The organism is Streptomyces sp. NPDC036813, from assembly GCF_055609245.1.
Genome location: NZ_JBVJPV010000001.1, coordinates 790,622 through 816,700, shown reverse-complemented (window position 1 = coordinate 816,700; position 26,079 = coordinate 790,622). Strand labels below are relative to the sequence as shown.

General features: G+C 72.5%; 22 protein-coding genes and 1 tRNA gene. 11 read left to right on the top strand and 12 right to left on the bottom strand.

Features of this window, described 5'->3' with window-relative positions; genetic code table 11:
- Positions 1-41: 41 nt before the first annotated feature.
- The 4 genes from ACZ67Q_RS03535 to ACZ67Q_RS03520 all read right to left on the bottom strand — a co-directional run bounded on the left by ACZ67Q_RS03535 (position 42) and on the right by ACZ67Q_RS03520 (position 1,804).
- Positions 42-115: transfer RNA gene (locus ACZ67Q_RS03535), tRNA-Pro, on the bottom strand.
- Between the two features lie 91 nt (positions 116-206).
- The gene (locus tag ACZ67Q_RS03530) at positions 207-839 is read right to left on the bottom strand and encodes an SRPBCC family protein (protein WP_471175724.1); all 633 of its coding nucleotides are present in this window, start codon (positions 837-839) and stop codon (positions 207-209) included.
- A complete protein-coding gene (locus ACZ67Q_RS03525) occupies positions 836-1,198 on the bottom strand; it encodes an ArsR/SmtB family transcription factor (protein ID WP_471175722.1) in 363 nt (120 codons plus the stop codon). Before ACZ67Q_RS03525 ends, ACZ67Q_RS03530 begins: the two co-directional genes overlap by 4 nt.
- Before the next feature lie 87 nt (positions 1,199-1,285).
- Complete coding sequence (locus ACZ67Q_RS03520; protein ID WP_471175720.1) at positions 1,286-1,804, bottom strand: hypothetical protein; 519 nt, start codon at positions 1,802-1,804, stop codon at positions 1,286-1,288.
- A 121-nt stretch (positions 1,805-1,925) separates the two neighbouring features.
- On the opposite strand from ACZ67Q_RS03520, the gene ACZ67Q_RS03515 reads away from it, so the two are divergent.
- Positions 1,926-2,270: a cupin domain-containing protein gene (locus tag ACZ67Q_RS03515; RefSeq protein ID WP_471175718.1), complete on the top strand. Its 345-nt coding sequence runs from the start codon at positions 1,926-1,928 to the stop codon at positions 2,268-2,270.
- A 90-nt stretch (positions 2,271-2,360) separates the two neighbouring features.
- Here ACZ67Q_RS03515 and ACZ67Q_RS03510 read toward each other — a convergent pair whose 3' ends face one another.
- Positions 2,361-3,386, bottom strand: a complete 1,026-nt coding sequence (locus tag ACZ67Q_RS03510; RefSeq protein WP_471175716.1) for a LacI family DNA-binding transcriptional regulator — start codon at positions 3,384-3,386, stop codon at positions 2,361-2,363.
- Positions 3,387-3,503: 117 nt separating this feature from the next.
- Between ACZ67Q_RS03510 and ACZ67Q_RS03505 the strand changes: the two genes are divergently transcribed.
- Positions 3,504-4,661: a Gfo/Idh/MocA family protein gene (locus tag ACZ67Q_RS03505; protein ID WP_471175714.1), complete on the top strand. Its 1,158-nt coding sequence runs from the start codon at positions 3,504-3,506 to the stop codon at positions 4,659-4,661.
- Between the two features lie 77 nt (positions 4,662-4,738).
- Here ACZ67Q_RS03505 and ACZ67Q_RS03500 read toward each other — a convergent pair whose 3' ends face one another.
- The gene (locus ACZ67Q_RS03500; RefSeq protein ID WP_471175712.1) at positions 4,739-5,317 is read right to left on the bottom strand and encodes a poly-gamma-glutamate hydrolase family protein; all 579 of its coding nucleotides are present in this window, start codon (positions 5,315-5,317) and stop codon (positions 4,739-4,741) included.
- A 29-nt stretch (positions 5,318-5,346) separates the two neighbouring features.
- Positions 5,347-6,378 carry a LacI family DNA-binding transcriptional regulator gene (locus ACZ67Q_RS03495; RefSeq protein ID WP_471175710.1) on the bottom strand — a complete coding sequence of 344 codons (1,032 nt, stop codon included), beginning with the start codon at positions 6,376-6,378 and terminating at the stop codon, positions 5,347-5,349.
- A 224-nt stretch (positions 6,379-6,602) separates the two neighbouring features.
- On the opposite strand from ACZ67Q_RS03495, the gene ACZ67Q_RS03490 reads away from it, so the two are divergent.
- The 3 genes from ACZ67Q_RS03490 to ACZ67Q_RS03480 all read left to right on the top strand — a co-directional run bounded on the left by ACZ67Q_RS03490 (position 6,603) and on the right by ACZ67Q_RS03480 (position 9,629).
- Positions 6,603-7,757 (top strand): phytanoyl-CoA dioxygenase family protein, encoded by a 1,155-nt coding sequence (locus ACZ67Q_RS03490; protein ID WP_471175708.1) that lies wholly within the window; start codon positions 6,603-6,605, stop codon positions 7,755-7,757.
- A 29-nt stretch (positions 7,758-7,786) separates the two neighbouring features.
- Positions 7,787-8,563, top strand: a complete 777-nt coding sequence (locus ACZ67Q_RS03485; protein WP_471175706.1) for an SDR family oxidoreductase — start codon at positions 7,787-7,789, stop codon at positions 8,561-8,563.
- 61 nt (positions 8,564-8,624) lie between these two features.
- Positions 8,625-9,629, top strand: coding sequence for a Gfo/Idh/MocA family protein (locus ACZ67Q_RS03480; RefSeq protein ID WP_471175704.1), 1,005 nt, complete (start codon positions 8,625-8,627; stop codon positions 9,627-9,629).
- A gap of 114 nt (positions 9,630-9,743) precedes the next feature.
- Here ACZ67Q_RS03480 and ACZ67Q_RS03475 read toward each other — a convergent pair whose 3' ends face one another.
- The 5 genes from ACZ67Q_RS03475 to ACZ67Q_RS03455 all read right to left on the bottom strand — a co-directional run bounded on the left by ACZ67Q_RS03475 (position 9,744) and on the right by ACZ67Q_RS03455 (position 15,272).
- Entirely contained in the window at positions 9,744-11,135 is a 1,392-nt protein-coding gene (locus tag ACZ67Q_RS03475; protein WP_471175703.1) for a serine hydrolase domain-containing protein, read from the bottom strand.
- Positions 11,136-11,363: 228 nt separating this feature from the next.
- Complete coding sequence (locus tag ACZ67Q_RS03470) at positions 11,364-12,266, bottom strand: sugar phosphate isomerase/epimerase family protein (RefSeq protein WP_471175702.1); 903 nt, start codon at positions 12,264-12,266, stop codon at positions 11,364-11,366.
- A 1-nt stretch (position 12,267) separates the two neighbouring features.
- Positions 12,268-13,176, bottom strand: coding sequence for an ATP-binding cassette domain-containing protein (locus ACZ67Q_RS03465; protein ID WP_471175701.1), 909 nt, complete (start codon positions 13,174-13,176; stop codon positions 12,268-12,270).
- Positions 13,177-13,182: 6 nt separating this feature from the next.
- The gene (locus tag ACZ67Q_RS03460) at positions 13,183-14,259 is read right to left on the bottom strand and encodes an ABC transporter permease (RefSeq protein WP_471176030.1); all 1,077 of its coding nucleotides are present in this window, start codon (positions 14,257-14,259) and stop codon (positions 13,183-13,185) included.
- Positions 14,259-15,272 carry a sugar ABC transporter substrate-binding protein gene (locus ACZ67Q_RS03455; RefSeq protein ID WP_471175700.1) on the bottom strand — a complete coding sequence of 338 codons (1,014 nt, stop codon included), beginning with the start codon at positions 15,270-15,272 and terminating at the stop codon, positions 14,259-14,261. Before ACZ67Q_RS03455 ends, ACZ67Q_RS03460 begins: the two co-directional genes overlap by 1 nt.
- A 295-nt stretch (positions 15,273-15,567) precedes the next feature.
- Here ACZ67Q_RS03455 and ACZ67Q_RS03450 point away from each other — a divergent pair, with 295 nt between their 5' ends.
- The 6 genes from ACZ67Q_RS03450 (at position 15,568) to ACZ67Q_RS03425 (ending at position 26,078) form a co-directional block, all read left to right on the top strand.
- Positions 15,568-16,446: a Cgl0159 family (beta/alpha)8-fold protein gene (locus ACZ67Q_RS03450; protein WP_471175699.1), complete on the top strand. Its 879-nt coding sequence runs from the start codon at positions 15,568-15,570 to the stop codon at positions 16,444-16,446.
- A 145-nt stretch (positions 16,447-16,591) separates the two neighbouring features.
- Entirely contained in the window at positions 16,592-17,485 is an 894-nt protein-coding gene (gene iolB, locus ACZ67Q_RS03445; protein WP_471175698.1) for a 5-deoxy-glucuronate isomerase, read from the top strand.
- Positions 17,482-19,353 (top strand): 3D-(3,5/4)-trihydroxycyclohexane-1,2-dione acylhydrolase (decyclizing), encoded by a 1,872-nt coding sequence (iolD, locus tag ACZ67Q_RS03440; protein ID WP_471175697.1) that lies wholly within the window; start codon positions 17,482-17,484, stop codon positions 19,351-19,353. Before iolB ends, iolD begins: the two co-directional genes overlap by 4 nt.
- Before the next feature lie 11 nt (positions 19,354-19,364).
- A complete protein-coding gene (locus tag ACZ67Q_RS03435) occupies positions 19,365-20,135 on the top strand; it encodes a GntR family transcriptional regulator (protein WP_471175695.1) in 771 nt (256 codons plus the stop codon).
- Positions 20,136-20,253: 118 nt separating this feature from the next.
- Positions 20,254-21,312 (top strand): UDP-glucose 4-epimerase GalE, encoded by a 1,059-nt coding sequence (galE, locus tag ACZ67Q_RS03430; RefSeq protein ID WP_471175693.1) that lies wholly within the window; start codon positions 20,254-20,256, stop codon positions 21,310-21,312.
- Positions 21,313-21,446: 134 nt separating this feature from the next.
- A complete protein-coding gene (locus tag ACZ67Q_RS03425; protein ID WP_471176027.1) occupies positions 21,447-26,078 on the top strand; it encodes an aminotransferase class I/II-fold pyridoxal phosphate-dependent enzyme in 4,632 nt (1,543 codons plus the stop codon).
- Position 26,079: the final 1 nt, after the last annotated feature.

Genomic DNA, 26,079 nt, shown 5'->3' with positions numbered 1-26,079 from the left:
CCGCAACCGGCCCGACCCGCGACCATGGAGCTGTGCTCCCGTCGGGACGACAGGATTTGAACCTGCGACCCCTTGACCCCCAGTCAAGTGCGCTACCAAGCTGCGCCACGTCCCGGTGCGTCGCACGCGGTGGACCGCGTGATCACGCAGGTAAACCCTACCCCACCCGCGCGGGTGCTCCCGCCGGGCAGGGGCGGGCGCAGCCGTCAGCCGGCGCCCGTGTACGCCGCCGTCGTACGGTCGGCGGCCTCGCGGGCCCGGCGCTCGTCCTCGCCGCTCGCCACGTTCGCGGCGTACCAGGCCTCGCTGCTCTCGGTGGAGAAGCGGCGGCCCTCCTCGGACGTCATCCACGCCATGCCCTCGGCCGGGTCGACGCTCTCGCCGGTCCGCAGGTGCACGGTGAGGCCGACGAGCATCCCGTCCCAGCCGACGCCGACCGCGCCGGGCCCGAACTCGGCCCACTTGGTGTCGTCGACGTGGGCGATGTGGTCCAGCTCGAAGCGGGTCCGCCCCTCCCCCTCCGGCGTCAGCCGCAGCTCGATCCAGCTGACCTCGCCGCCGTACTCCCAGGTCGCGGTGAAGCCCTTGGGTGCCTCGCAGCGCTCGATCGTGCCGCCGGCCTGGCCCTGCAGCTGGAAGCGGCCGCCCTCGCGCAGGTCGCCCTCCACCGGCAGGAACCAGCGGGGGATGCGCTCGGGGTTGGTGCACGCGTCCCAGAGGTCGTCGAGCGGGACGTCGTAGGTGCGGCTCACGGTCACCACGCGGGCCTCGCCCGCCTTGAAGTCGCGGCGGCCGACCGTGCGGCGCACGCTGCTGATCTGGTGGGTCACGTCGATCACGGGGTGCTCCTCGGGTTTTCGTCGGTGCCGCTCAGCCGGCGCTCGCGGCGGCCGCGGGCGAGTTCGGTGGCCAGGGCGTCCAGGTGCGGGGTCCAGAAGCGCCGGAAGCGGTCCAGCCAGGCGTCGATGTCCCGCAGGGGCTCCGAGTCGACGGCGTACAGCCGCCGGGCACCCTCGGCGCGGACCGTCGCGAAGCCGCTCTCCCGCAACACCTTCAGGTGCTGGGAGACGCCGGGCTGCGATATCCCGAACTCCGCCCGGACGACGTCGGCGACCGCCCCGGCGGTCATCTCACCCTCGGCCAGCAGCTCCAGTATCCGGCGGCGCACGGGGTCGGCGAGGACGTCGAAGGCGTGCATGCGGCAATGCTATCAGCTTCTACTTATATAATTGCAGAATGATAGGAGGCCCCAGGGCCTCGCGCTCTGGGGCACCACGGCGCACCGTCACTTGATGACCGCGTTCGCCACGACCACCACGAATCCCAGCAGTGCGTCCACCGCGCCGATGGTGATCGACTTGGGCCAACCGCGGTGCGATTGGCGGGCGGTGACCAGGCCGAGGGTGAACAGGAGGGCGATGTTCAGGGCGAACGCCGGGTACTCGACGTTGTCCGGGGGCCACCAGCCCCAGCCCCCGCCGGCGAGGACCAGGACCGTCGGCAGGACGGCGGCGACCAGGGGCCACTCGTCGGCGAGGGCGCGCAGGGCGTCCCAGCGGCGGTGCGGGCCGCGCTCGGCGATGTAGTGGGCGTAGCCGTGGGCCAGCGCGGACGCCAGCGCGGTGACCACCAGCCACAGGGCGTCGTAGCGGCGGCTGTGCGCGGAGGAGTGTCCGTACTGGGTGAGGGCCGCGACCATGGAGCTGGCCAGGACGGCGCCGTAGACGCCGCCGAAGAGGACCATCTCCCGGGCGTCGTGGTGGCCCGGCGCGGAGGCCGTGGGCGGGGAGTCGGAGTCGGCCATGCCCTCACGATCACCCGGGCCGGGGGCGCCTGCCACTTGCGACGATGTGTCGGTCCGGCCGGGGTGAACCCGCACACTGTGTCCAGCGCCGCCGCGCGAGCGGTCCGGCTAGGGTCGCCGCATGATCCACAGCTTCGCACTGCACGTCCCGGACGCCGAGCTCGCGCCGGAGCCGCTCGACGCCGCGCAGATCGTCTGCGGCTCGCCCGAGGTGACCGGGAAGGTGGTGTGGGAGTCCGAGGACGGCCGGCAGGTCCGCGGCGTCTGGCAGATCACGCCCGGCGTCGTCACCGACACCGAGGCCGACGAGATGTTCGTCGTGCTCAGCGGGTCGGCCACCGTCGAGGTCGACGGCGGGCCGACGCTGCACGTCGGTCCCGGTGACATGGCGGTGCTGCGCGAGGGCGACCGTACGACGTGGACGGTGCACGAGACGCTGCGCAAGGTGTACGCGATCAATCTCTGAGGACAGCCGCGGGCCGTTACGCTCCTCCCGCTTCGGGTCCGCCATCGGGTCCCGGGGTTCGTCCGCCGTCGGCCCCGGGGGTCGTCCGGGTCATCCCGGCGCCGCGGGGTCCGGCGCCGCGCCGGAGTCCGGCCGTCCCGTCGTCCCGCGTAGCTCCAGGGCCGGCCTGGTCAGGTGGACCCGGCCGGCTTCCCCCTGGCCCTCGAACCGTTGCAGCAGGCAGCGCGCCGCGCGCCGGCCCACCTCGTGGCCGGCGTTGTCGACCGTGGTCAGCCACACGTGCCGGAGCCGGGAGATGCTCGTGTTGTCGTAGCCGGCCACGGACACGTCACGCGGCACGTTCAGTCCCAGCTCCGCGGCCGCCGTCAGCACCCCGACCGCCGTCATGTCGTTGACCGCGAAGACCGCGGTGGGCCGGTCGGGGCGGCTGAGCAGGCGCACCGCGGCCCGGTAGCCGCCCTCCTCCGTCAGATCCCCGGGCTCGACCTGCTGCCGGAGCCCGTGCGCGGCCAGCGCGGACGCATAGCCCTCCCGGCGCAGCTCGCCCACCGCGCCGTGCCCGCCGACGTGGGCGATGCGGCGGTGACCCAGCCCGATGAGGTGCTCCACGACGAGCCTGGCGCCCCGCTCGTCGTCGCCCGCCACCACGTCCACGCCCGGCAGCACCGGCTCCCGCGCTCCCGCGACCACGACCGGGAGCCGCGCGGCGACCCGCGCGAGCCCGGCCGGGTCGGGCAGCGTACCGACCACGACCACGCCGTCGACCCCGAGGTCGAGGAAGGGTTCGGCGAGATCGTGGCCCGCGCGGCGGCCGAGGCGGGCGTCGGAGAGCAGCATGTGCAGGCCGGCCGCGTGCAGCGGGGAATCCAGACCGTCGAGCAGCTCCACGAACCAGGGGTTGCGCAGGTCGTGCAGGAGCACCCCGACGGTGCGGGAGCGTCGTTCGCTCAGGGTGCGGGCCGCCGCGTTGGGCCGGTAGCCGAGTTCCCGCACGGCCCGGAGCACCGCGTCGCGCTTCTCGGGGCGCACCTGGCCGGAGCCGCGCAGCACGAGGGAGACCAGCGACTTGGACACCCCGGCGCGCTCGGCCACGTCGCGGATCGTCGGCTGCCTCATGGTGTGGACCGTTCCATGAAGTGGTGTCGATGTCAAAGTGCTTGACAGCGGCGGAGGCTCCGCACAGGGTGGCGGGAGAGAGCGATTGGAACGGTCCAAGTCGACGAGAGGGCTGTCATGGCACGCACGCTCGGAGTGGCCGTCGTCGGGTTCGGCTGGATGGGGCGGGTGCACACCCAGGCGTACGCGCGCGTGCTCCACCACTTCCCCCTCCTCGGCCTGCGGCCGCACCTGGTCACCGTGGCCGAAGAGGTGCCGGGACGGGCGCAGGAGGCCGCAGCGCAGTTCGGCTTCGCCTCGACGACCCGTGACTGGCGTGAGGTCGCCGCCGATCCGCGGGTGGAGGCGGTCAGCGTGACCGCGCCGAACTTCCTGCACCGCGAGATCGGCGTCGCCATGGCCGAGGCGGGCAAGCATCTGTGGATCGAGAAACCGGTCGGCCTGGGCGCCGACGACGCCCGCGCGGTCGCCGACGCGGCCGCCGAGGCGGGAGTGCAGGGCACGGTCGGCTTCAACTACCGAGGCGCCCCGGCCGTCGAGGCCGCCCGTGAACTGATCGTCTCCGGGGAGCTGGGCGCGGTCACGCATGTCCGCATCCGGTTGTTCAGCGACTACGCCGCCCATCCCGAGGGTGCCCTGACCTGGCGCTACGAGCGCGAGCGCGGCGGCAGCGGGGTGCTCGGCGACCTCGCCTCGCACGGCGCCGACCTCGCCCGGTACCTGCTCGGCGACATCACCTCCCTGATCGCCGACACCACGATCTTCCTGCCCGAGCGGGCGCGGCCCACCGGCGCCACCGCCGGCCACGCGCGCGCCGCGGGCGGCGCACTCGGCCCGGTGGAGAACGAGGACTACGTCAGCTGTCTGCTGCGCTTCGCCTCCGGTGCGCGTGGCGTGCTGGAGGCCTGCCGCGTCTCCGTCGGCGAGCAGAACGCCTACGGCTTCGAGGTGCACGCCACCAAGGGCGCCGTCTACTGGGACTTCCGGCGGATGAACGAGCTGGGCGTCAGCCGCGGTACGGCGTACCAGGACCAGCCGGTGAGCACGGTGTACGTGGGCCCGGGCGCCGGCGAGTACGGCGCGTTCCAGCCCGGCGCGGCCAACGCCATGGGCTACGACGACCTGAAGGTCATCGAGTGCCACCGCTTCCTGCGCTCGATCGCGGAGGGCACCCCGCACGGGGCGACCCTCGCGGACGCCGTGCACAGCGCGACGGTGCTGGACGCGATGGCACGCTCCGCCGAGTCCGGGGCGTGGGTGACACTCCAGCGGTGACCGCCTCGCTCGGGCCATGAACGCCACGCTCAGCAAACGTCACGCTTCGGCGGTGCACGCGACGCTCCGGCGGACCGTCACGCTTCCCGGGTGAGCGCCCGCAGCCGTCGTACGCCGTCGGCGAGGGCGTCGGCGACATCGCGCGGCGGCATGTCCGCACCGCCCGGGGCGGCGGTGCGGGCGAGCAGCGGCAGCTCCACCTGCACCCCGGGGCCGCCGGCCATGTTCACCGGGTTGCGGGGGTGGATTCCCCGCAGGGCAGCGGGGATCAGCGCCAGGTCGGTGACCGGCTCGAACCGCGGCCGCAGCGCCTGCAGCCCGCCCGCCATGAGGTGCGCCGCGCTCCGGTCGGCGCCGCCGAGGAAGATCGCGCGGGGAGCGGCGGGCCGCAGATGCCCGTGCAGGGATACGACGACATCGGCGCGGGCGAGGAAGTCGCGCAGCAGGCCGCACGGGGCGGCCGCCATCCGCGCCGAGGTGATGTGCACCGGTTCCCCGTCGTTCTGCCGGAACACCAGCCGCGCGGCCCCGCACCGCTCCGCCAGTTCGTCCGCGAGTTCGCCGGTGCCGCCCTCGACGCTGGCGTGCAGTGCGAGCAGGCCGATGCCGTCACCCGGGGTGAGCGTGACCGTGAAGTCGACGCCCTCGATCGTCACGCGCTCGGTCCGCGTGCGCCGCGCGCCGGTCATCGGGCGGCCTGCGGGGGCATGTTGAACGGGGTGACGACCTGGATCGCCGACGGCAGGGTGGGCCCGGCCGGCGGGAGCGCGCCGTGCGCACGCATCACCAGGCGGCAGGCCTCGCGCAGGTCCTGGCGCAGGTCGTGGTGGAGGACGGCGGACAGCCGGTGTTCGCGCAGCAGGCGCGTGTTGTCGTGGTCGAGGTCGTGGGCCACGAACACGGCACACGCGCGGCCCAGGTCGGCGAAGGCCTGGAGCGTGGCGATGTTGCCGCCGCCGATCGAGTACACGGCGCGGATGTCCGGGTCGCGTTCCAGGGCGGCCCGCACGAGGTCGTACTGGGTGGCGTCCAGCCCCTGGCCCTCGGCGATCTCGACGAGGACGCGACCCGGGTGCCGGGCGCGCATGGCACTGCGGAAACCCATCTCGCGCTCCTCCTCGTTGCGGAAGAAGCCGCTGCTGAGGCTGGTGAGCACGTTGCCGGGCCGCTCGCCGAGCCACTGGCCCATCAGATAGGCGGCGGTGGCGCCCGCGGCGCGGTTGTCGATGCCGACGTAGCCGAGCCGGGTGCTGGCGGGCAGGTCCGTGGCGAGGGTGATCACGGGGATGCCCGCGGCGGTGAGGCGGCCGACGGCGGCGGTGATCTCGGGGACGTCCGGGGCCTTCAGCAGCACCCCTTGGGAGCCCCTGCGCGCGATCCGGTCCAGGACGCGGACCTGCTCCTCGACCGGCCCGGTCTCGCGGAAGTGGAAGCGGGAGCGCAGCACGGCCGGGTGCAGTGACGGCAACTCCGCCTCGAGGGCGGCGCGCACCGCGGTGGAGAACCGCTCCGGAGCCTGCATCACGATGTCGATCATGAAGGTGCGGCCGATCAGCCGGACCTGGGTGCGCTGCCGGTCCAGGTCGGCGATGGCCCGGTGCACCTCCTGCGCGGTGGACGCGCGGACCCCGCCGCGGCCGTTGAGCACCCGGTCGACCGTGGCCTCGCTCAGCCCGGCCTGACGTGCGATCTCCTTGATCGGGAAAGGGTGGCCCACGGTCGGCTCCTTGAGGGGTTTTTGATGGCTGCCTGCCGGTTGTTCGCCGTGTTTGTCCTGACAAGAATGACAGAGCCGCGTCGCTCCGTGACCCGCACGGCGCCATGGACCACCGTGACCCGTACGGCGTCCAGCACCGCCGTGCCCGCACGGCGTCCCGCACCGCCGTGACCCGCACCGGGCGCCATGGACGGCGCGTCACGCCATGAACCGAAGGGACCGCGATGTCCGCCACCGCCCCGCAGCGTGCCTGGCTGTCCGAACCGGACTGCGACCTGACCGCCTTCCGCACCCTGACCGAGCGGACCACCGACCCGGCCGCATACCCGCATGCCGCCGCCGTCGAGCACAACGTGCCGCTCTACGACGCCGGACAGCTCGGCTCCGGCCGCGAGATCCAGACCGAGATCGTCCGCGTCCTCGCCGACGGCCCCGGGGTCGCCGTCTTCCGGGGCGCCTTCCCCGATCCGGCCGTGGTCGACCGGCTCACCGCCGTCTTCGAGGCGCTGATCGCCGAGCAGCGCGCCGCGGGCCGGACCGCCGGTGACCACTTCGCACGCCCGGGCGCCAACGACCGGGTGTGGAACGCCCTGGAGAAGGCCGCGCTGTACGACCCGGAGGCGTTCGCCGACTACTACGCGAACGACGTCGTCGGTTTGGTCTCCGAGGCCTGGCTCGGCCCCGGCTACCAGGTGACCTCCCAGGTCAACGTCGTCAACCCGGGTGGCGAGGCGCAGCAGCCGCACCGCGACTACCATCTGGGCTTCCTCGGCAACGCGACCGCCGCGGCCTACCCGGCGCATGTGCACCGCCTCTCCCCCGTGCTCACCCTGCAGGGCGCCGTCGCCCACTGCGACATGCCGGTGGAGTCGGGGCCGACGCTGTACCTGCCCTGGTCCCAGCTGTACGAGCCCGGGTACCTGGCCTGGCGGCTGCCCGAGTTCCGGGCGTACTTCGCGGAGCACCACGTGCAGTTGCCGCTCGCCAAGGGGGACGCGGTCTTCTTCAACCCGGCCCTCTTCCACGCGGCCGGCACCAACCGCTCGGCGGACATCCGGCGCACGGCCAACCTGCTCCAGGTGTCCTCCGCGTTCGGCCGGGCCATGGAGAGCGTGGACCGCGAGGCGGTCGTGAACGCCGTCTACCCCGTGCTGCTGGGGCGCAGGGCCGAGGGCGTGGGCGAGGCATGGCTGGAGCGTGTGATCGCAGCGAGCGCCGAGGGCTATCCCTTCCCGACCGACCTGGACCGCGATCCGCCGGTGGACGGGCTCGCCCCGCCGTCGCAGGCCGATCTGCTGAGGCGGGCACTCGCCGGGGAGTGGGGCACCGAGACACTGCGCGCGGAGCTGCGCGCGGCCGCCGAACGGCGTAGGAGCTGACCCGCCGGACGAGAGGAGCAAGGAGCGAGATGGGACTGCTGGACGACAAGGTCGTACTGGTCAACGGCGGCAGCCAGGGCGTCGGCGCGGCCGTCGCCCGGGCGGCGGTCCGTGAGGGCGCGGTCGTGGCCGTCACCGGACGCCGCCCCGAGCCCGGCGAGGCGCTGGTCGCGGACCTCACGGCCGACGGCGCCAAGGCGCTGTACGTGCGGGCCGATCTGGCCGACGCCGAGCAGGCCAGGGCGGCCGTGGCCACGGTGGTGGACGCCTGGGGCCGCATCGACTGCCTGGTGAACTCCGCCGGGCTGACCGCGCGCGGCACGCTGCTCGACACCACGCCGGAGCTGTTCGACCAGCACATCGCCGTCAATCTGCGGGGGCCGTTCTTCGCGATGCAGGCGGCGGTCGCCGACATGCTGTCGCGCGGGGCGTCCGGCACTATCGTCAACGTCATCACCTCGTCGGCGCACGGCGGGCAGCCCTTCCTCGCGCCGTACGTGGCGGCGAAGGCGGGGCTCGCGGGACTGACCCGCAACGCCGCGCACGCCCACCGCTACGACCGTATCCGGATCAACGGCCTGAACATCGGCTGGACCGCGACCGAGGGCGAGGACGCCACCCAGCGCGCCTTCCACGGGGCGGGCGACGACTGGCAGGAGCAGGCGGCGGCGCGGCTGCCGATGGGGCGGCTCGGCCGGCCCGACGAGATCGCCGACTTCGTGGTCTTCCTGCTGTCCGACCGGTCCGGAGTGGTCACCGGTTCGGTGATCGACTGGGACCAGAACGTCCTCGGCGGACTGGACTGACCGGCACATCCGCCCTTCCCCTCACCGACCGGCACACCCGCCCTTCCTCTCAAGGAGCACCATGCGTATCGGAATCCTCGGCCTCGGCCGCATCGGGGCCTTCCACGCCGGGACCCTGTCCGGGCTCGACACGGTCGACTCCCTCGTCGTCACCGACCCCGTGGCGGACGCCGCCAAGGCCGCCGCCGAGCGGTTCGGCGCCGAGGTCGCCGACTCGCCCGAGGCCCTGCTGGCCTCCGGCGTGGACGGCATCGTCGTCGCCGCGGCCACCGACGCCCACCCGGCGCTGATCCGGGCCGGTGTGGCGGCCGGCGTGCCCGTCTTCTGCGAGAAGCCGGTCGCCCGCACGATCGCCGAGAGCGTGGAGGTGCTGCGCGCCGTCGAGGGCAGCGGCGTGCCGATCCAGATCGGCTTCAACCGGCGCTTCGACGCCGGGTTCACCGCCGCCCGCGCCGCGGTGCGCGCCGGCGAGCTGGGCACGCTGCACACGGTGCGGTCCACCACGCTGGATCCGGCGCCGCCGCCGGCCGCGTACGTCGCCGCGTCCGGGGGCATCTTCCGGGACTGCTCGGTGCACGACTTCGACATCATCCGCTGGGTGACCGGCCGCGAGGTGACCGAGGTGTACGCCGTCGGCGGCAACCGGGGCGCCGACTACATCCGGCAGTCCGGTGACGCCGACACCACCGGAGCGCTGCTCACCCTCGACGACGGCACCATCGCGGTGGTGTCCAACTCCCGCCACAACGGCCGCGGTCACGACGTCCGTATGGAGCTGCACGGCTTTCAGGACTCCCTCGCCGTCGGCCTCGACGACAAGCTGCCGCTGCGTTCGGCCGAGCCGGGTGTCACCTTCCCCTCGGGCGTCCCGCACGACTTCTTCATGGACCGCTTCGCCGCGGCCTACCGCGCCGAACTCGCCGCGTTCACCGAGCTGATCGCCGGCACCCGGCCCTCCCCGTGCACGATCGAGGACGCCCTGGAGGCCGGCTGGATCGCGGAGGCCTGCACGCTGTCGCTGCACGAGCACCGGCCGGTGACGCTGGCGGAGGTACGCGACGCGTGATCGCTGGCCGGGGCCTGGCCCCGGACCGCGCCGCAGGCCGGGCCCCGACCCACACCGCAGGCCCGGCCCCGGCCGGCGTTCCGGTCGGGGCTCGGGCGCGGGCCCGCGGCGAACTCAGCGTGCCGCCGGTTCCGCCGGCAGGTTGAACACGTGGTCCGGGGAGATGATCCGCGTCACGGCCTGGCCGAAGAGGGTGCTGGGCTCCTCGTTCTTGTAGTTGATGTCCGTGTTCAGCATCACGACGACCGTCGCCTGCGCCTCCGGCAGGTAGATGGTGAGGGACTCGTAGCCGGGCAGGGAGCCGTTGTGCCCGATCCAGCCCTGCACATTGAAGATGCCGAGTCCGTAGCCGGCGCCCGGGATGGGGGTCGCGGGCGTCATCAGCCGCTGCTTCTGCGTCGCGGGGCTGATCATGTCACCGCCGTTCGGCAGCTTGCCGGTGGCCACCGTGCGGGCCCACACCCGCAGGTCGTCCAGCTGGGAGATCATCGCACCGGCCGCCCACCCCCAGGAGGGGTTCCAGTCGGCGGAGTCCTCGACCTTGCCGGTCGCCGTCTGGTTGGTGTAGCCCTGCGCGTGCGGCGTGGGGAACTCGTTGCCGGTCGGGAAGAGCGTGTGCTTGAGGCCGACCGGGTCGAGGATCTTGTGCTGGATGTAGTCGTTGAGCTTCTGCCCGCTCTCCTTCTCCACGACCAGGCCGAGCAGGATCAGGTTGGTGTTGCAGTAGTAGAACTGCTGGCCCGGCGGGAAGAGCACAGGGTGTTTGAAGGAGTAGTCCAGCAGCTGCTGCGGGGTGAAGGGGCGCTTGGGGTCGGAGGTGAGCGCCTTGTAGAAGTCCTCGTCCGCCGAGTAGTTGAACAGCCCGCTGCGCATCCCGGCCAGCTGCCGGATGGTGATCTTGTTGCCGTTGGGCACGCCGCTGACGTACTTGTCGATGGTGTCGTCGAGGCCGATCTTGCCCTGGTCGACGAGTTGCAGCACGGCGGTGACGGTGAAGGTCTTCGTCTCGCTGCCGATGCGCATGTAGAGGTCGGGCGACATCTTGCTGCCGGTGCTCTTGTCGGCGACACCGAAGGACCTGACGTACTGCCCCTGGCCGGGCGTCCACACGCCGACGGTCACACCGGGGATCCTCGCCTGGTGCATCACCCGCTGCACCGCGGCGTCAAGAGCCCGCTGCACGGCGGGGGTGAGCGCGCGGACCTGGTTGCCGCTCGGGGACGGCGGAGTGGGCGACGTCTCGGACGGCGACGGCGAGGTGGAGGACGGGGAGGCGGTGTCCGTGGCGGACGGCGAGGCGGAGGACGGGGAAGCGGTGTCCGTGGCGGACGGCGAGGTGGAGGACGGGGAAGCGGTGTCCGTGGCGGACGGCGAGATGGGGGACGGCGGCGTGGGGGCCGCGCTCGGCAGGGCGACGGCCGTGCCGCCCGCGGCCGGCACCACGAGGATGCCCAGTGCGGCGGCGGTGACGGCTGACCTGCGCAGTCGGGTGGACGCGTACGACATGGGCTTGCTCCCGGGAGGCGGCAGGAGGGATCGCCCCGCGAACGTCGTGGAAGGCGGCGGGACAGCGGCCGCCGCCCAGCGGCCGACGGCCCTGACGCACCAGTGGTCCCATGGGCCACACTGGGCTAGGACCAGCATAGGAGCGCCGGCCCGCCGCGTCCTGTCGGGAAGGGGCCTCTCGGGGGGCCCGGCGCCAGGGACACACACCGGTCGGCCGCGCCGGACCGCTCAGGCCCCGCAGGAGCGCAGGAAGCGGCGGGTGCGGACCGCGATCGGCAGGGGCTTGTCCGGCTCGCAGGGGTACATGTCCTGCTCGACGATGGCGAACAGGTCCACGCCCAGCTCCTGCGCCGCCACCAGCACCGGCTCCAACTCCGGCACGCCGGATGGCGGTTCGCACATCACTCCGCGCTGCACCGCCGGCCCGAAGGGCACCCCCTGCGCCACGACGTCGGCGAGGATGCCGGGGTCGACCTGCTTGAGGTGCAGATAGCCGATGCGCTCGCCGTAGGTCTCGATGAGCTTGACGCTGTCGCCGCCGCAGTAGGCGTAGTGCCCGGTGTCCAGGCAGAGGTTGACGAGGTCGGAGTCGGTGGAGTCGAGGAAGCGCTCGACGTGGGCCTCGGTGTCGATGTGGGTGTCGGCATGCGGATGCACGACGATGTCCAGGCCGTACGTCTCCTTCACCTCGTGTCCGAGCCGCTCCATGCCCTTGGTGAGGTGGGCCCACTGCTCGGCGGTCAGCTCCGGCGGTTCCAGGATCTCGGCGGTCTTGTCGTCGCGCCAGAAGGACGGGATGACGACGAGGTGCCGGGCGCCCATGGCCTGGGTCAGGGCCGCGACCCTGGCCACGTGCTCCCAGGTGTCGTCCCACACCGACAGGCCGCGGTGCAGGCCGGTGAAGACGGTGCCCGCGGACACCTTCAGGCCGCGGGCGTGCACCTCGTCGGTGAGCCGGGCCGGGTCGGTGGGGAGGTAGCCGTAGGGGCCGAGTTCGATCCACTCGTAGCCGGCCTCGGCGACCTCGTCGAGGAAGCGCTGCCAGGGCACCTGCACGGGGTCGTCCGGGAACCACACACCCCAGGAGTCGGGGGCGGAGCCGACCCGGATACGGCTCAGAGCAGCGGGCATGTCAGTCAGTTCCTTCCGACGTGGGGGCCGCCACGGGTGCGGAGAGGTCCTGCGCCTCGGGGAGTCCCTCCACGTCGACGCCCCGGACCTGGGAGAGTTCGTGCTTGAGGGCGGCGAGTTCGGTGCCGCCGGCCATGTGGTTGGTCAGCTCCTCGAGGCTGACCTCGCTGCGGGCGGCGGACAGCTCCAGGGTGCCCAGGCGCAGCACGTTGAAGTGGTCGCCGACCATGTAGGCGTGGTGGGGGTTGTGGGTGATGAAGATGACGCCGAGGCCGCGGTCGCGGGCGGCGGCGATGTACTTCAGGACCACGCCGGACTGCTTGACGCCGAGGGCGGCGGTCGGCTCGTCCAGGATCAGCACCCGCGCGCCGAAGTAGACGGCGCGGGCGATGGCCACGCACTGGCGCTGGCCGCCCGAGAGGGTGCCGATGGGCTGTTCCAGGTCGTCCAGGACGATGCCCATGTTGCGCAGCTCCTGGTCGGCCGTCTTCTTCATGCGGTCGATGTCGAGACGGCGGACGGGCCAGGGGCCCTTGGTCATCTCCGAGCCGAGGAAGAAGTTGCGCCACACCGGCATCAGCGGGACGGTCGCGAGGTCCTGGTAGACCGTGGCGATACCGCGGTCGAGGGCCTCGCGGGGGGTGCTGAAACGCACCGGTCGGCCGTCGACGAGGAACTCGCCCTCGGTGTGCTGGTGCAGCCCCGAGATGATCTTGATGAGGGTGGACTTGCCGGCGCCGTTGTCACCGAGGACGCAGGTCACGCGGCCGGGGAAGACGTTCAGGTCCACGCCGTGCAGGGCGCGGATGTTGCCGTAGGACTTGCCGGCCGCGCGCAGTTCGACGAGGGGTGTGTCCTTCTCGGGCGCGGCGTCGGCGAGGATCGCGCCGTGGGTTCCGCTGGTGGTCATGTCACCTCACCTCCTCGTCGCGGTGCGCTGCACGTACAGGTTGATCAGGACCGCGCCGAGGAGCATCACCCCGAGGAACGCCTTGAACCAGTCCGGGTTCCAGCCCGCGTACACGATGCCCTGGTTGACCATGCCGAACATGAATGCGCCGAAGACAGGGCCGATCGCGGAGCCGTAGCCGCCGGTGAGCAGGCAGCCGCCGATGACGGCCGCGGCGATGTAGATCAGCTCCTGGCCGACGCCCTCGCCGGACTGCACGGTGTTGAAGGAGAACAGGTTGTGCATGCCGACGAACCAGGCGCCGAAGCCGACCGTCATGAACAGCGTGATCTTCGTGAAGTTCACGGGGACACCGACGGCCCGGGCGCTCTCCTTGTTGCCGCCCACGGCGAAGATCCAGTTGCCGTACCTGGTGCGCAGCAGCACCCAGGTGGCCAGCGCGGCGAAGACCAGCCACCACACCACCGTGATCTTCACCTGGACGCCGCCCACGTCGAAGGAGGAGGCGAAGACCTTTCTGGCCTGGGTGAAGCCGTCCATGTCGCTGATGTCGTCGGTGGCGACGTTGCCGGTGACGAGTTTGGTCACCGCGAGGTTGACGCCCTGGAGGATCAGGAAGGTGCCGAGGGTGACCAGGAAGCTGGGAAGTCCCGTTCTCACCACCATCCAGCCGTTGAAGGCGCCGATGCCGAGGGAGACGATCAGGGCGAGGGCCACGCCGGTCCACACGTTCATGCTCAGCTGGAAGCTCAGCATGCTCGCGGTGAGGGCGGAGGTGATCACCGCGACGCCGGACGACAGGTCGAACTCGCCGCCGATCATGAGCAGTGCGACCGGCAGCGCCATGATGCCGATGGTCGAGGACTGGTAGAGCACCGTGGCCATCGAGCTGCCCTGGCGCACGCTCGGTGCCGCGATCAGGAAGAAGACCAGGACGGCCACCGCGCCGAGGAAGACGCCGACCTCGGGCCGCGCGAGCAGCCGGAACACCAGGGAGCGCTGCCGGGTGCGGCCGTCGGACTGCCCGTGGCCGGGGGCCGGCGGTGTCCCCACCGCCGGCGCAGCCTGCTGGGTCATACCGATCACCGGGTGCCCTTCTCGGCGAAGTTGGCGACCTGGTCGACGTTGGCCTTGTCGACGAAGGCCGGTCCGGTGAGCACCGGCTGCTCGCCGCCACCGCTGTAGTTGCCGTTGTTCTTGTAGAGCCACAGGGAGTCGATCGCCAGGTAGCCCTGGAGGTAGGGCTGCTGGTCGACGGCGAACTGGATGGTGCCGTTCTTGATGGCCTTGGTGAGGTCCTTGTTGAGGTCGAAGGTGGCGACCTTGGCCTTGCTGCCGGCGTCACCGACCGACTGCACCGCGGTCAGCGCGAACGGGGCGCCCAGCGTGACGACGTAGTCGATGCCGGTGTCCTGCTTGAGCTTGGCGGTGATGGTCGACTTCACGGACGGCATGTCGGTGCCGTTGACGTAGAGGTTCTGCACGGAGCCGGAGAAGGTCTTCTTGACGCCGTCGCAACGCTGGGTCAGGCCGATGTTGCCCTGCTCCTGGACGACGCACACGGCCTTCTTGGCGCCGACCTCGTTCAGTTTCTTGCCGAAGGCCTCGCCGGCGACGGTCTCGTCCTGGCCGAAGAACTCCAGCAGGCCGAGCTTCTTCCAGTCGCTGACGCCGGAGTTGAGACCGACCACGGGTATGCCGGCGCCCTTGGCCTTGGCGACGACACTCTTCATGGCGTCCGGTTTGGCCAGCGTGATGGCGATGCCGTCGACCTTCTGGTCGATGGCGTTCTGCACCAGGTTGGCCTGGCCGCCCGCGTTCGGGTCGGCGGAGTAGACGAGCTTGATGTTGTCCTTGGCGGCCGCGGCCTCGGCACCCTTGCGGACGATGTCCCAGAAGGTGTCACCGGGCGACTGGTGGGTGACCAGCGCGACCGTCATGCGGGGGGTGTTGGCCTTGCCGGCGGACGCCGCGCCCCCTCCTTCCTCGGCCTTCTTGCCGCCGGAACTGCTGGAGCAGCCCGCGAGGGTCAGGGCCGCCGCCGCGGCCAGGGCCACGACCGGGGCGAGTCTGCGGGAGTGAGAAGAGCGGTCCATCTTTCCTGCACCTCACTGTGCGACGTGTGCGACGGGGGAACCACCGGAAGGAGGGAGTGGATCGAGAGCCATGTCGGACGGCTGTTGCGCTGGGACGGGATACAAGTCGCTGCGGCGCCCGCTGTCAATACTTTGTTAAGACATCATTTCACAACAAGGTCCGAATGTAAGTACAAACTATTGACACCGTCTGCTCCCGGCACCTACACCTGGGAGGCGGCAGGCCCGCTCGTACGCGGTCGATCCCTACCCCAGGGGCGCGGGCGTAGCCCTGACGCGGAAACGGAGCGACGTCTTGACTCTCAGCATCCCCGACCTCGCCACGGTCCGCGCGCGGCACCCGGAGGCCGTCGCCGAGGCCGCCGCCCGCCGCGCGCGGCGGCCGCTGCTGAACGGCTCCGGCAGGCTGCTGATCGTCGCCGCCGACCACCCGGCGCGCGGCGCGCTCGCCGTCGGCGACCGACCGCTGGCCATGGCCGACCGGGCCGACCTGCTGGAGCGCCTGTGCACGGCGCTGTCGCGGCCCGGGGTCGACGGGGTGCTCGCCACCGCGGACGTCCTGGAGGACCTGCTGCTGCTGGGCGCGCTGGACGGCAAGGTCGTGATGGGCTCGATGAACCGCGGCGGGCTCGCCGGCGCCGCCTTCGAGATGGACGACCGGTTCACCGGGCACCGCGCCGCCGACCTCGCCCGGCTGCGCTTCGACGCCGGCAAGCTGCTGCTGCGCATCGACTACGACGACCCCGGCTCGCTCATCACGCTGGAGGGCACCGCCCGCGCCATCGACGCGATGGCGGCGCAGCGGCTGCCGGTGTTCGTCGAGCCGTTCCTCTCGCGCCGCGTGGCCGGCCGGGTCCGCAACGACCTGTCCGCAGCGGCCGTCACCCGCTCCATCGCCATCGCCTCTGGCCTCGGCGGCACCTCCGCGTACACCTGGCTCAAGCTGCCCGTCACCGACGACCCCGACGACATGGGCGAGGTGCTGCAGACCTCGACACTGCCCGTCGTGCTGCTCGGCGGTGACGTGGGCGACGACCAGGACGCCGCCTACGAACGCTGGCGCAAGGCGCTCGGACTGCCCACCGTCCACGGCCTGGTCGTGGGCCGCTCGCTGCTCTACCCGGCCGCGGGCAGTGTGGAGGAGGCGGTCGACACGGCCGTCGGACTGCTGTGAACCGCCGACCGGAACGCCCTGTGACGCCCGGCCCGGGCAGGGTCCGGCCGGGAAGCGCCGGCCACGACCGCCCGGGCGGCCCGCTGGGACACCCTCGCCCGGGGAAGGTCTGCTCTACGACGCGTGCTGCGAAACGGAGGAGTTCATGACGTACCACCTGCCCGCGGGCAAGGCGGCCGCCGGGTCCTACGACGTCGACCTCGGCCCCGAGAAGGCCGGCTGGGGGTACTCCGCTCTGCGCGTGCTTCAGCTGCCCGCCGGGGGCTCGCACACCTTCGACACCGGCGACAGCGAGTGGATCGTGCTGCCGCTCAGCGGCTCCTGCACCGTCGCCGTGGCCGACGACTTCGGTCACCACACCTTCGAGCTGGTGGGCCGGGCGGACGTCTTCAGCGCGGTCAGCGACTTCGCCTACGCCCCGCGCGACGCCCGCACCACCGTGACCTCGGCGCGCGGCGGCCGCTTCGCGCTGACCGGCGCCCGCTGCGCCCGTCGGCTGCCCGCCCGCTACGCCCCCGCCTCCTCGGTCCCGGTCGAGCTGCGCGGCACCGGGAACTGCTCACGCCAGGTCAACAACTTCGCGGCGGCAGGCGTCTTCGACTGCGACAAGCTGATCGCGGTCGAGGTGCTCACCCCCGGCGGCAACTGGTCCTCCTTCCCGCCGCACAAGCACGACGAGCACCGCCCGGGCGAGGAGTCGGTGCTGGAGGAGATCTACTACTTCGAGTTCGCCGCGCACGGCGCCACGCCCGGCCTCGGCTACCAGCGGGTCTCGCCGTCCGGTCGGGCCCGGGGCACGGATGTGCTGGCCGAGGTCCGCGACGGCGACGTCGTCCTCATCCCCGACGGCTGGCACGGACCGTCCATGGCGGTGCCGGGCCACCACATGTACTACCTCAACGTCATGGCGGGCCCCGCGTCCGAGCGGGCCTGGCTGATCTGCGACCACCCCGACCACGCCTGGATCCGCGACACCTGGCCCGGGCAGCCCGTCGACCCCCGACTGCCCCTCTACACCGCCCCGGAGACATCCCGATGAGCGCCCGCACCCTCCGTCTGACCACCGCCCAGGCCCTTGTGCGGTTCCTCGCCGCCCAGTACACCGAACGCGACGGCGTGCGCCGCAGGCTGATCGCCGGCACCTGGGGGATCTTCGGCCACGGCAACGTCGCCGGGATCGGCCAGGCGCTCGTCGAGTACGCGGACGTCATGCCGTACCACCAGGGCCGTAACGAGCAGGCCATGGTGCACGCCGCCGTCGCCCGCGCCCGGCATCTGAACCGGCTGTCCGCCATGGCGGTGACCACGTCGATCGGGCCCGGCGCCACCAACCTGGTCACCGGCGCCGCCCTCGCCACCATCAACCGCCTGCCGGTCCTGCTGCTGCCCGGCGACTACTTCGCCGCGCACCCGGCCGATCCGCTGCTCCAGCAGCTGGAGCACCCGTTGGAGGCGGACGTGTCGGTGAACGACGCCCTGCGGCCGGTCTCCCGCTACTTCGACCGGATCACCCGCCCCGAAGCCCTGATCGTGAGCGCGCTGCAGGCCGTGCGGGTGCTGACCGACCCGGCCGAGACCGGCGCGGTGACGCTGGCCCTGCCGCAGGACGTGCAGGCGGAGGCGTACGACTGGCCGGTGGAGTTCTTCGCCGAGCGCGTGTGGTTCGTACGGCGGCCGGCGCCGGACCCCGTCGAACTCGCCGAGGCCGTCCGGGCGATCCGCGCCGCGTCCCGTCCGCTGATCGTCGCGGGCGGCGGCGTCCACCACAGCGAGGCCGAGGAGGCGCTGCGCGCGCTGGTCAACGCCACCGGCATCCCGGTCGCCTCCACCCAGGCGGGCAAGGGCTCGCTGCGCCACGACCACGCCGCCGACGTCGGCGGCATTGGCCACACCGGCACGGCCGTGTGCGACGACCTCGCCCGCACCGCCGACCTGGTGATCGGCGTCGGTACGCGCTACTCGGACTTCACGACCGCCTCCGGAACCCTGTTCCAGAACCCCGGCGTGCGGTTCGTGAACCTCAACATCACCGCCTTCGACGCGCACAAGCTCACGGCGCGCACGCTCGTCTGCGACGCGCGCAGCGGTCTGGAGAGGCTGACGGCGGCGCTCGACGGACACCGCGTGGACGCGGCGTATGAGGCGGAGTACCGGCAGGGCAAGGCGCGTTGGGAGCGGGTGGTGGACGCCGCGTTCCGCGCGGCGGACGACAGCGCGGTGCCGACGCAGACGCAGGTCCTCGGCGCGCTGGACGCCGTCGTCGGCGACACGGACGTGGTGATCAACGCGGCCGGTTCGCTCCCCGGCGACCTGCACAAACTGTGGCGGGCGCGCAGCCCGCGCCAGTACCACCTGGAGTACGGCTACTCCTGCATGGGATACGAGATCCCGGCCTCGATCGGTGTGCAGCAGGCCGCGCCGGACACGGTGGTGTGGGCGCTGGTCGGCGACGGAACGTATCTGATGATGCCGACGGAGATCGTCACCGCCGTCCAGGAGGGGCTGCCGGTCAAGATGGTGCTGATCCAGAACCACGGCTACGCCTCCATCGGCGGGCTGTCGGAGGAGACCGGCGGCGAGCGCTTCGGCACCGCCTACCGCCACCGCGCCGCCGACGGCACGTTCACCGGGCCGCCGCTGCCGGTCGACCTCGCGGCGAACGCGGCCAGCCTCGGCATGGAGGTGCTGCGCGCCAAGACGGTCGCCGAGCTGCGGGAGGCGCTGGCCGCCGCGCGCTCCGCGGACCGGCCGACCTGCGTGTACGTCGAGACGGACCCGGCGCCGACCGCTCCCGGGGCCGAGGCCTGGTGGGACGTGCCGGTCGCGGAGGTGGCGGGCCGCGAGGCCGCGGTCGCCGCCCGCGCGCGCTACGAGCAGCGGCTGGCGGACCGCCGCCGCCATCTGTGAGGGGGGCGTTCATGAAGCAGCCGCGCACCGCCGGCACCGGGACGGACGCGGTGGACTTCGCCCTGGACCGGGCCAGTCCCGTCCCGCTCTACCACCAGCTGGCCCAGCAGCTGGAGGCGGCCATCGGGCGCGGCGTCCTGGTCCCGGGCAGTCTGCTCGGCAACGAGGTCGACCTGTCGGCCCGGCTCGGCCTGTCCCGCCCGACGGTCCGCCAGGCCATCCAGTCCCTCGTCGACAAGGGCCTGCTGGTGCGGCGCCGCGGGGTCGGCACCCAGGTGGTGCACCGCCAGGTCCGGCGCCCGCTCGAACTCAGCAGCCTATACGACGACCTGGAGGCGGCCGGGCAGGGGCCCTCGACGCAGGTCGTGCGCCACGAGCGGGAGCCGGCGGCCCCGGAGGTGGCCGCCGCGCTGGGGATCGCCGAGGGCGAGGAGGTGATCGCGCTGGAGCGGCTGCGGCTCACGCACGGCAAGCCGGTGGCGCTGCTGTGCAACCACCTGCCCGCGACGCTGCTCGACCTGGACACCGCGCGCCTGGAGACGACGGGCCTGTACCGCCTGATGCGCGCGGCCGGCATCACCCTGCACAGTGCCCGTCAGCGCGTCGGCGCGCGCGGCGCGACGGCCGCGGAGGCGTCCCGACTGGACGAGCAGCAGGGCGCCGCGCTCCTCACCATGCAGCGCACGGCGTACGACGACACGGGCCGCGCGGTGGAACACGGCACTCACATCTACCGCGCGTCGCGCTACTCGTTCGACTTCCAGTTGCTGATCCGGTCCTGAGGGCCGGCCCCGGAAGTCCCGTCGTCCGCCCGTCGTCTTGACGAGCCGCCGCGGGCGGAGCACAGTCGGGATATACGTCGTAAACGTACACCTTGTCGTGCGCGAAGGAGCCCGGTCCATGAGCGCACCGTCAACGATCCTGGTCACCGGCGGGGCCGGTTTCCTGGGCAGTCACACCTGCGTGGACCTGCTCGACCACGGCTACGAGGTGATCGTGGTGGACCACCGGTCCCCCGCCTCGAGGGAGGTCCTCGCACGCGTCGAGCGGCTCGCGGGCCGGTTCGTCGGCGCCGTGTACGAGCTGGACATCCGTGACCGCCGCGCACTGTCGGCGGTGTTCGCCCGGCACGCCGTGGACGCGGTCGTGCACTTCGCCGCCCTGACCTCGGCCCAGGAGTCCCTGACCGTGCCCGTCGAGTACTACGACGTCAACGTCGGCGGCACCATCACGCTCCTGCACTCCATGCACGAACACGGCGTACGCCAGCTGGTGTTCTCCTCCACCTGCACGCTCTACGAGCCCGCCGAGCAAGGCGCGCACGCCGAGAGCGACCCGGTCGGCCCGCAGGACCCCTTCGCGGCCTCCAAGTGGGCCTGCGAACAACTCCTCGCCGACATCTGCCTGCGCCGGCCCGAGTACACGGTGGTGTGCCTGCGCCACTTCACCCCGGCCGGCGCGCATCCGAGCGGACTGCTGGGCGAGGGCGGCCCCGGCACGTGGGACTCCCTGGTGCCGTCGATAGCGCAGGTGGCGGCCGGCCGGCGCCCGCACGTGCAGATCTACGGCGGGGACTATCCCACGTCCGACGGCACCGCGGTCCGCGACTACCTGCACGTCCTGGACACCGTCGAGGCGCACCGGCTGGCGCTGAACCATCTCGCCGACGCGCCTGGGCTGCACGTGTACAACCTGGGCAGCGGGCGTGGCTCCTCGGTGCTGGAGGTCGTCGCCGCGTTCTCCCGGGTGTGCGGCCGTCAGCTGCCGTACGAGATCGTGCCGCGCCGCCCCGGGGACGCGGCACGGCGGGTCGCCGACGCCGGGGCCGTCGGCCGGGCCTGGGGCTGGAGTCCGAGCCGCAGCCTGGAGGACGTGTGCGGCGACGCCTGGCGCTACCAGCGGCTCGATCCGCTGGGTTACGGCGACTCCGTGCACCGTCCCCCCTCCATGGAGGGTTGAGCGCCGCGCTCGAAGATGCGCGCCGGCGTGCGGCGTGCCTAGGATCAATAGGCCAGTTGTTCTTCCCAGGTTGTCCTCTCCAGGTTGTCCTTCGTTCGCAGCCCGGTGTCCTCCGAGTTGGGAGGCGCGTGTCAGTGCTGCCGCCCCGCCGGCTGCCGACCGCCTATCTCGCGACGGTCCTGGTCGTCACCTGTGTCTACCTGCTCGTCCCGGTGCTGCGGACCCCACTGTGGGCGCTGATCGGACTGGGCGGTGCGCTGGCCGTCGTCACCGGAGTGCGGCGGCACCGGCCCGCCGTGCGCTGGCCGTGGCTGACGCTCGCGGCCGGGCTGCTGGCGTTCGCGGCCGGTGACACCTACTACAACGCCTCTGAGCAGTACTTCCATGCGTCCAACCCCTTCCCCTCCCCCGCCGACGCCTGTTACCTCGCCGTCTATCCGCTGATGGCGGCGGGGCTTTTCGGGCTGGTCCGGCACCGCTGGGTGGGCCGCGACCTGCCCAGCCTGCTCGACTCGCTGATCATCACCGCGGGCGTGGCCCTGCCGGTCTGGGTGTACCTGGTGCAGCCGCTCGCCGGGCAGGACGATCTGACCTGGGAACAACGGGCGATCAGCGTCGCCTACCCGCTCGGGGACCTGCTGGTCCTGGCGCTGCTGGCCCGGCTGCTCGCGCCGAGCGGCACCTCCGGCCCCAACCGGTCGGTGCAGTTGCTGGTGCTGGGCACCTTCACCCTGCTGTGCTTCGACATCGCCTACGGCTTGCTGCAGCTCAACGGCGCCTGGCAGACCGGCACGCTGCTGGACTCCGGCTGGGTCGTGTTCTACACGGCCTGGGGCCTGGCCGGGCTGCACCCCGCCATGGCGGATCTCACCGCCGCCGATCCCCCGCCGCAGTCCCTGCTCCTGCGGTGGCACCGGCTCGTCCTGCTGACCGCCGCCACCCTGATCGCCCCGGCGCTGCTGCTGGTGGAGGAGCGGATGGGCCGGGTGCGCGACGCGACGACGCTGGCCCTCTTCTCGACGCTCATGTTCCTGCTGGTGATCTTCCGGCTCACGGTGATGGTCGTCGCGCACCGCAAGGCCGTGGCCCGCGAGCAGGCCCTGCGCTCGGCGACCGTCGCGCTGGTGGCCGCGGTGACACCGCAGGAGGTGACGGCGGCGTGCGCGCGGGCGGTCGGCAGCCTCTTCGGCCCGGACGTGCCGCACCGTTCCCTGCTGCTCACCGCGCCGCAAGCGCGCGAGCTGTACACCTTCCTCCGCCGCCCTTCCGTGCGCGTCGGCGGGCCGGAGGCGTCCCAGCGCTCGTTCGCCGTGCCCGTGGACATGCTCGGCCCGCGGTTCACCACCCGGCTCAGCGGACTGCCCAGCGTCCTGGTGTGTGCGACCACGCCGCCCGGCACCACGGCGGACACCGAGTCGGCCGGCGCCCTGGTGGCGGCCGGGCCCGAGCGACGGATGAGCGAGGTGCGCGGCTCCCTGGAGATCCTCGCCTCGCATGCCGGGCTCGTACTGGAGCGCGTGGCACTGCGGCAGGAGGTCGTACGCAAGGAGAGCGAGGCCTACTTCCGGACGCTGGTGCGCAACGCCTCGGACGTCATCCTGATCGTCGACGACGACACCACCGTGCGCTACGCCAGTCCCTCGGCCCGGGCGGTGTTCGGCCGCAGCGAGCTGGCCGGGACGGCCTTGCGGGACTTGGTGGCGCAAAGTGACCGGGACCGGGTGAACCGCACCCTGGGGGGGCTGGGCCGGCACGGCCGCCACGAGACGCACGACCACTGGTGGGTGCTGCGCGGCGACGGCCGCGTCGAGGTGGAGGTGCGCTGCAGCGACCTCAGACAGGACACGACCGTGGGCGGGCTGGTGGTCACCCTGCGGGACGTGACCGAGCAGCGGCAGCTGGAGCAGGAGCTGACCCAGCGAGCCTTCCACGACCCGCTGACGGGGCTGCCCAACCGGACCCTGCTGCTGGAGCGGACCGCCCGCGCCCTGCTGCGCGGCCGCCGCGAGTCCACGCTGACCTGCCTGCTCTTCCTCGACCTCGACGACTTCAAGACCGTCAACGACACCCTCGGCCACTCCACCGGCGACCGGCTGCTGAAGGCCGTGGGCGAGCGGCTGGCGCACACCCTGCGCCGTACCGACACCGCGGCCCGTCTGGGTGGGGACGAGTTCGCGGTGCTCATGGAGGACGCCCGGCAGCCGGTGGACGCCGAGCTGCTCGCCGCCCAGCTGATCCAGGCGTTCAGCCGCCCCTTCCATCTGGGCGACGAGGCGGTCACCGTCTCGGCCAGCGTGGGCGTGGCCACCGCGCTCGACAGCGGTGACGCCGAGGAGTTGCTGGCGCTGGCCGATCTGGCGCTCTACGCGGCCAAGGCGGCCGGCAAACGCCAGTGGCGCCGCTTTCTCCCCCAGTTGCGGGTGCGGGTGGCGCAGCGGCACGATCTGCTGGCGCACCTCGACGACGCGATCGCACAGGAACGCTTCTCGCTGTGCTACCAGCCGGTCGTCGACCTCGGTGAGCCGCTGGCGCAGGTGGTCGGCTTCGAGGCGCTGGCCCGCTGGCCGCACGCGCCGAGCGGCCTGGTGCCGCCCGACCAGTTCATCCCGCTCGCCGAGGAGACCGGCCAGATCACCCCGCTGGGCGCCTGGGTGCTGCGCAGCGCCGTCTCGGACATCGCCCAGCTGCAGCGCCGTGTCCAGCCGGCCGAGCCGCCGTACGTCAGCGTCAACGTGTCCGGGCGGCAGTGGCGGGACCCCGGGTTCCTGGGGGCGGTGTGCCGGGCGCTGGAGGCGGCGGCGCTCGAGCCGCGTTCGCTGCAGCTGGAGCTCACCGAGTCGGTGCTGATGCAGCGGGACGAGCAGATCGACTCCGTGATCGGCCGGGTCAGAGGTCTCGGGGTGCGCATCGCGGTGGACGACTTCGGCACCGGGTTCTCCTCGCTGCGCTATCTGCGGGAGTTCCCCCTCGACGTGCTGAAGATAGGCAAGACGTTCATCGACGACCTGCCGCGCGACCCGCGGCAGGTGGCGCTCGTCGAGGGGATCGTCCGGATGGCCGACACGCTCGGCCTGACCGTGATCGCGGAGGGCATCGAGCAGCAGGCGCAGCGGGAGCTGCTGGCCGGCATGGGCTGCCGGTTCGGGCAGGGCTACCTGTTCGCGCCGCCGATGTCGCTGGACGAGGGGGAGGCCGTGCTGCGCGGAGCGGCCCCGGTCATCGCGGCACCGCGCACGGGCGCGACCGACTGCGCCCCGGCGGAACGGACGCGGACGAGGCCGGCCGCCGGGACGACTCGGGCCGGTACGGCCCCGTCCGTCGGGACGGCTCGCCTGGGCGCCACTGCCGCCACCGGGCCGGCACGGAGCGCCGGCGCCGCGGCTGCGGGGACGTCACGTGGGATCGGGGGGCCGGGCGCCGAGGACGCCTCGGAGGTCCCGAGGGCTCCCGGCAGTACGCGCGCTGCAACCGCCTCCCCGGCCGACGGGGCCACCCTCGAGAGGGGACGGACCACCATGGACAGAACGCACACCCCGTTGGCGCCTGTCCGGCGGGACCCCCGCTGGACGGACCTCGACCGGCTGCGCCGGACGAGTCCGATGAGCGACGCGGTACTGGACGAAGTGCGCGGCCGGCACATCCGCTGCGGCGAGCAGTGGCTGGTCGACTTCGCGTCCTGCAACTACCTCGGTTTCGACCACGATCCGGAGATCATGGCGGCGATCGGCCCGACCGTGCGGGACTGGGGCACCCACCCGAGTTGGTCGCGGCTGCTGGGCAGCCCCCGGCTGTACCCGGAGATCGAGGAGCGGCTCACCGCGCTGCTCGGCGCGGAGGACACCCTGCTGCTGCCGACGGCCACTCTCATCCACCACGCCGTGATCCCGGTGCTGGCGGAGCAGGGGGACGTGTTCGTGGAGGCCACCGCTCACCGCACGGTGTACGAGGGATGCGTGTCGGCCCGGGGCCAGGGCGCGACCCTGCACCGGTTCCACGCCGACCGGCCGGAGCAACTGGACGCGATGCTGCGGGACGCGCCCTCCGGCACGCCCCCGCTGGTGTGCCTGGACGGCGTGAACAGCATGAGCGGCAACGTGCACGACCTGCCGGCGCTCGCCGACATCTGCCGACGGCGCGGCGCCACGCTGTACATCGACGACACGCACGGCTTCGGAGTGATCGGCGAGCGCTCGCCCGACGAACCCTGCCCGTACGGCACGCGCGGCAACGGCGTGGTGCGGCACACGGGTATGTCCTACGACGGGGTCGTGCTGGTGGGCGGGTTCTCGAAGGCGTACTCGTCGCTGCTGGCGTTCCTGGCGCTGCCGAGCGCGCTGAAGGACCACTTGAAGATCGCGGCCGGCCCGTATCTGTACTCCGGCCCCTCCCCCACCGCCTCGCTGGCGACCGCGCTGGCCGGTCTGGAGGTCAACGAGCGCCGTGGCGACGCGATCCGCGCCGACCTGCACCGCAAGTCGGTACGTGTGCTCGACCTGGTGCACTCGTTGCGCCTGGACACGCCGTCCGCGGGCGAGCTGCCCATCGTGGAGATCCCGCTGGCGGACCCGGACGAGCTGGAGTCCGTCGCCGGCTTCCTGTGGGACCGCGGCGTCTACGTCACCCTCGCCGCCTATCCGCTGGTGCCGCGCCGGCAGGTCGGCTTCCGTGCCCAGATCACGGCGCTGAACTCGGACGAGGACATCGACCGCCTCATCGAGGCGCTGACCGGGCTGGACGCGCGGGGTGCGCTGCGGCACCGCGACTGAG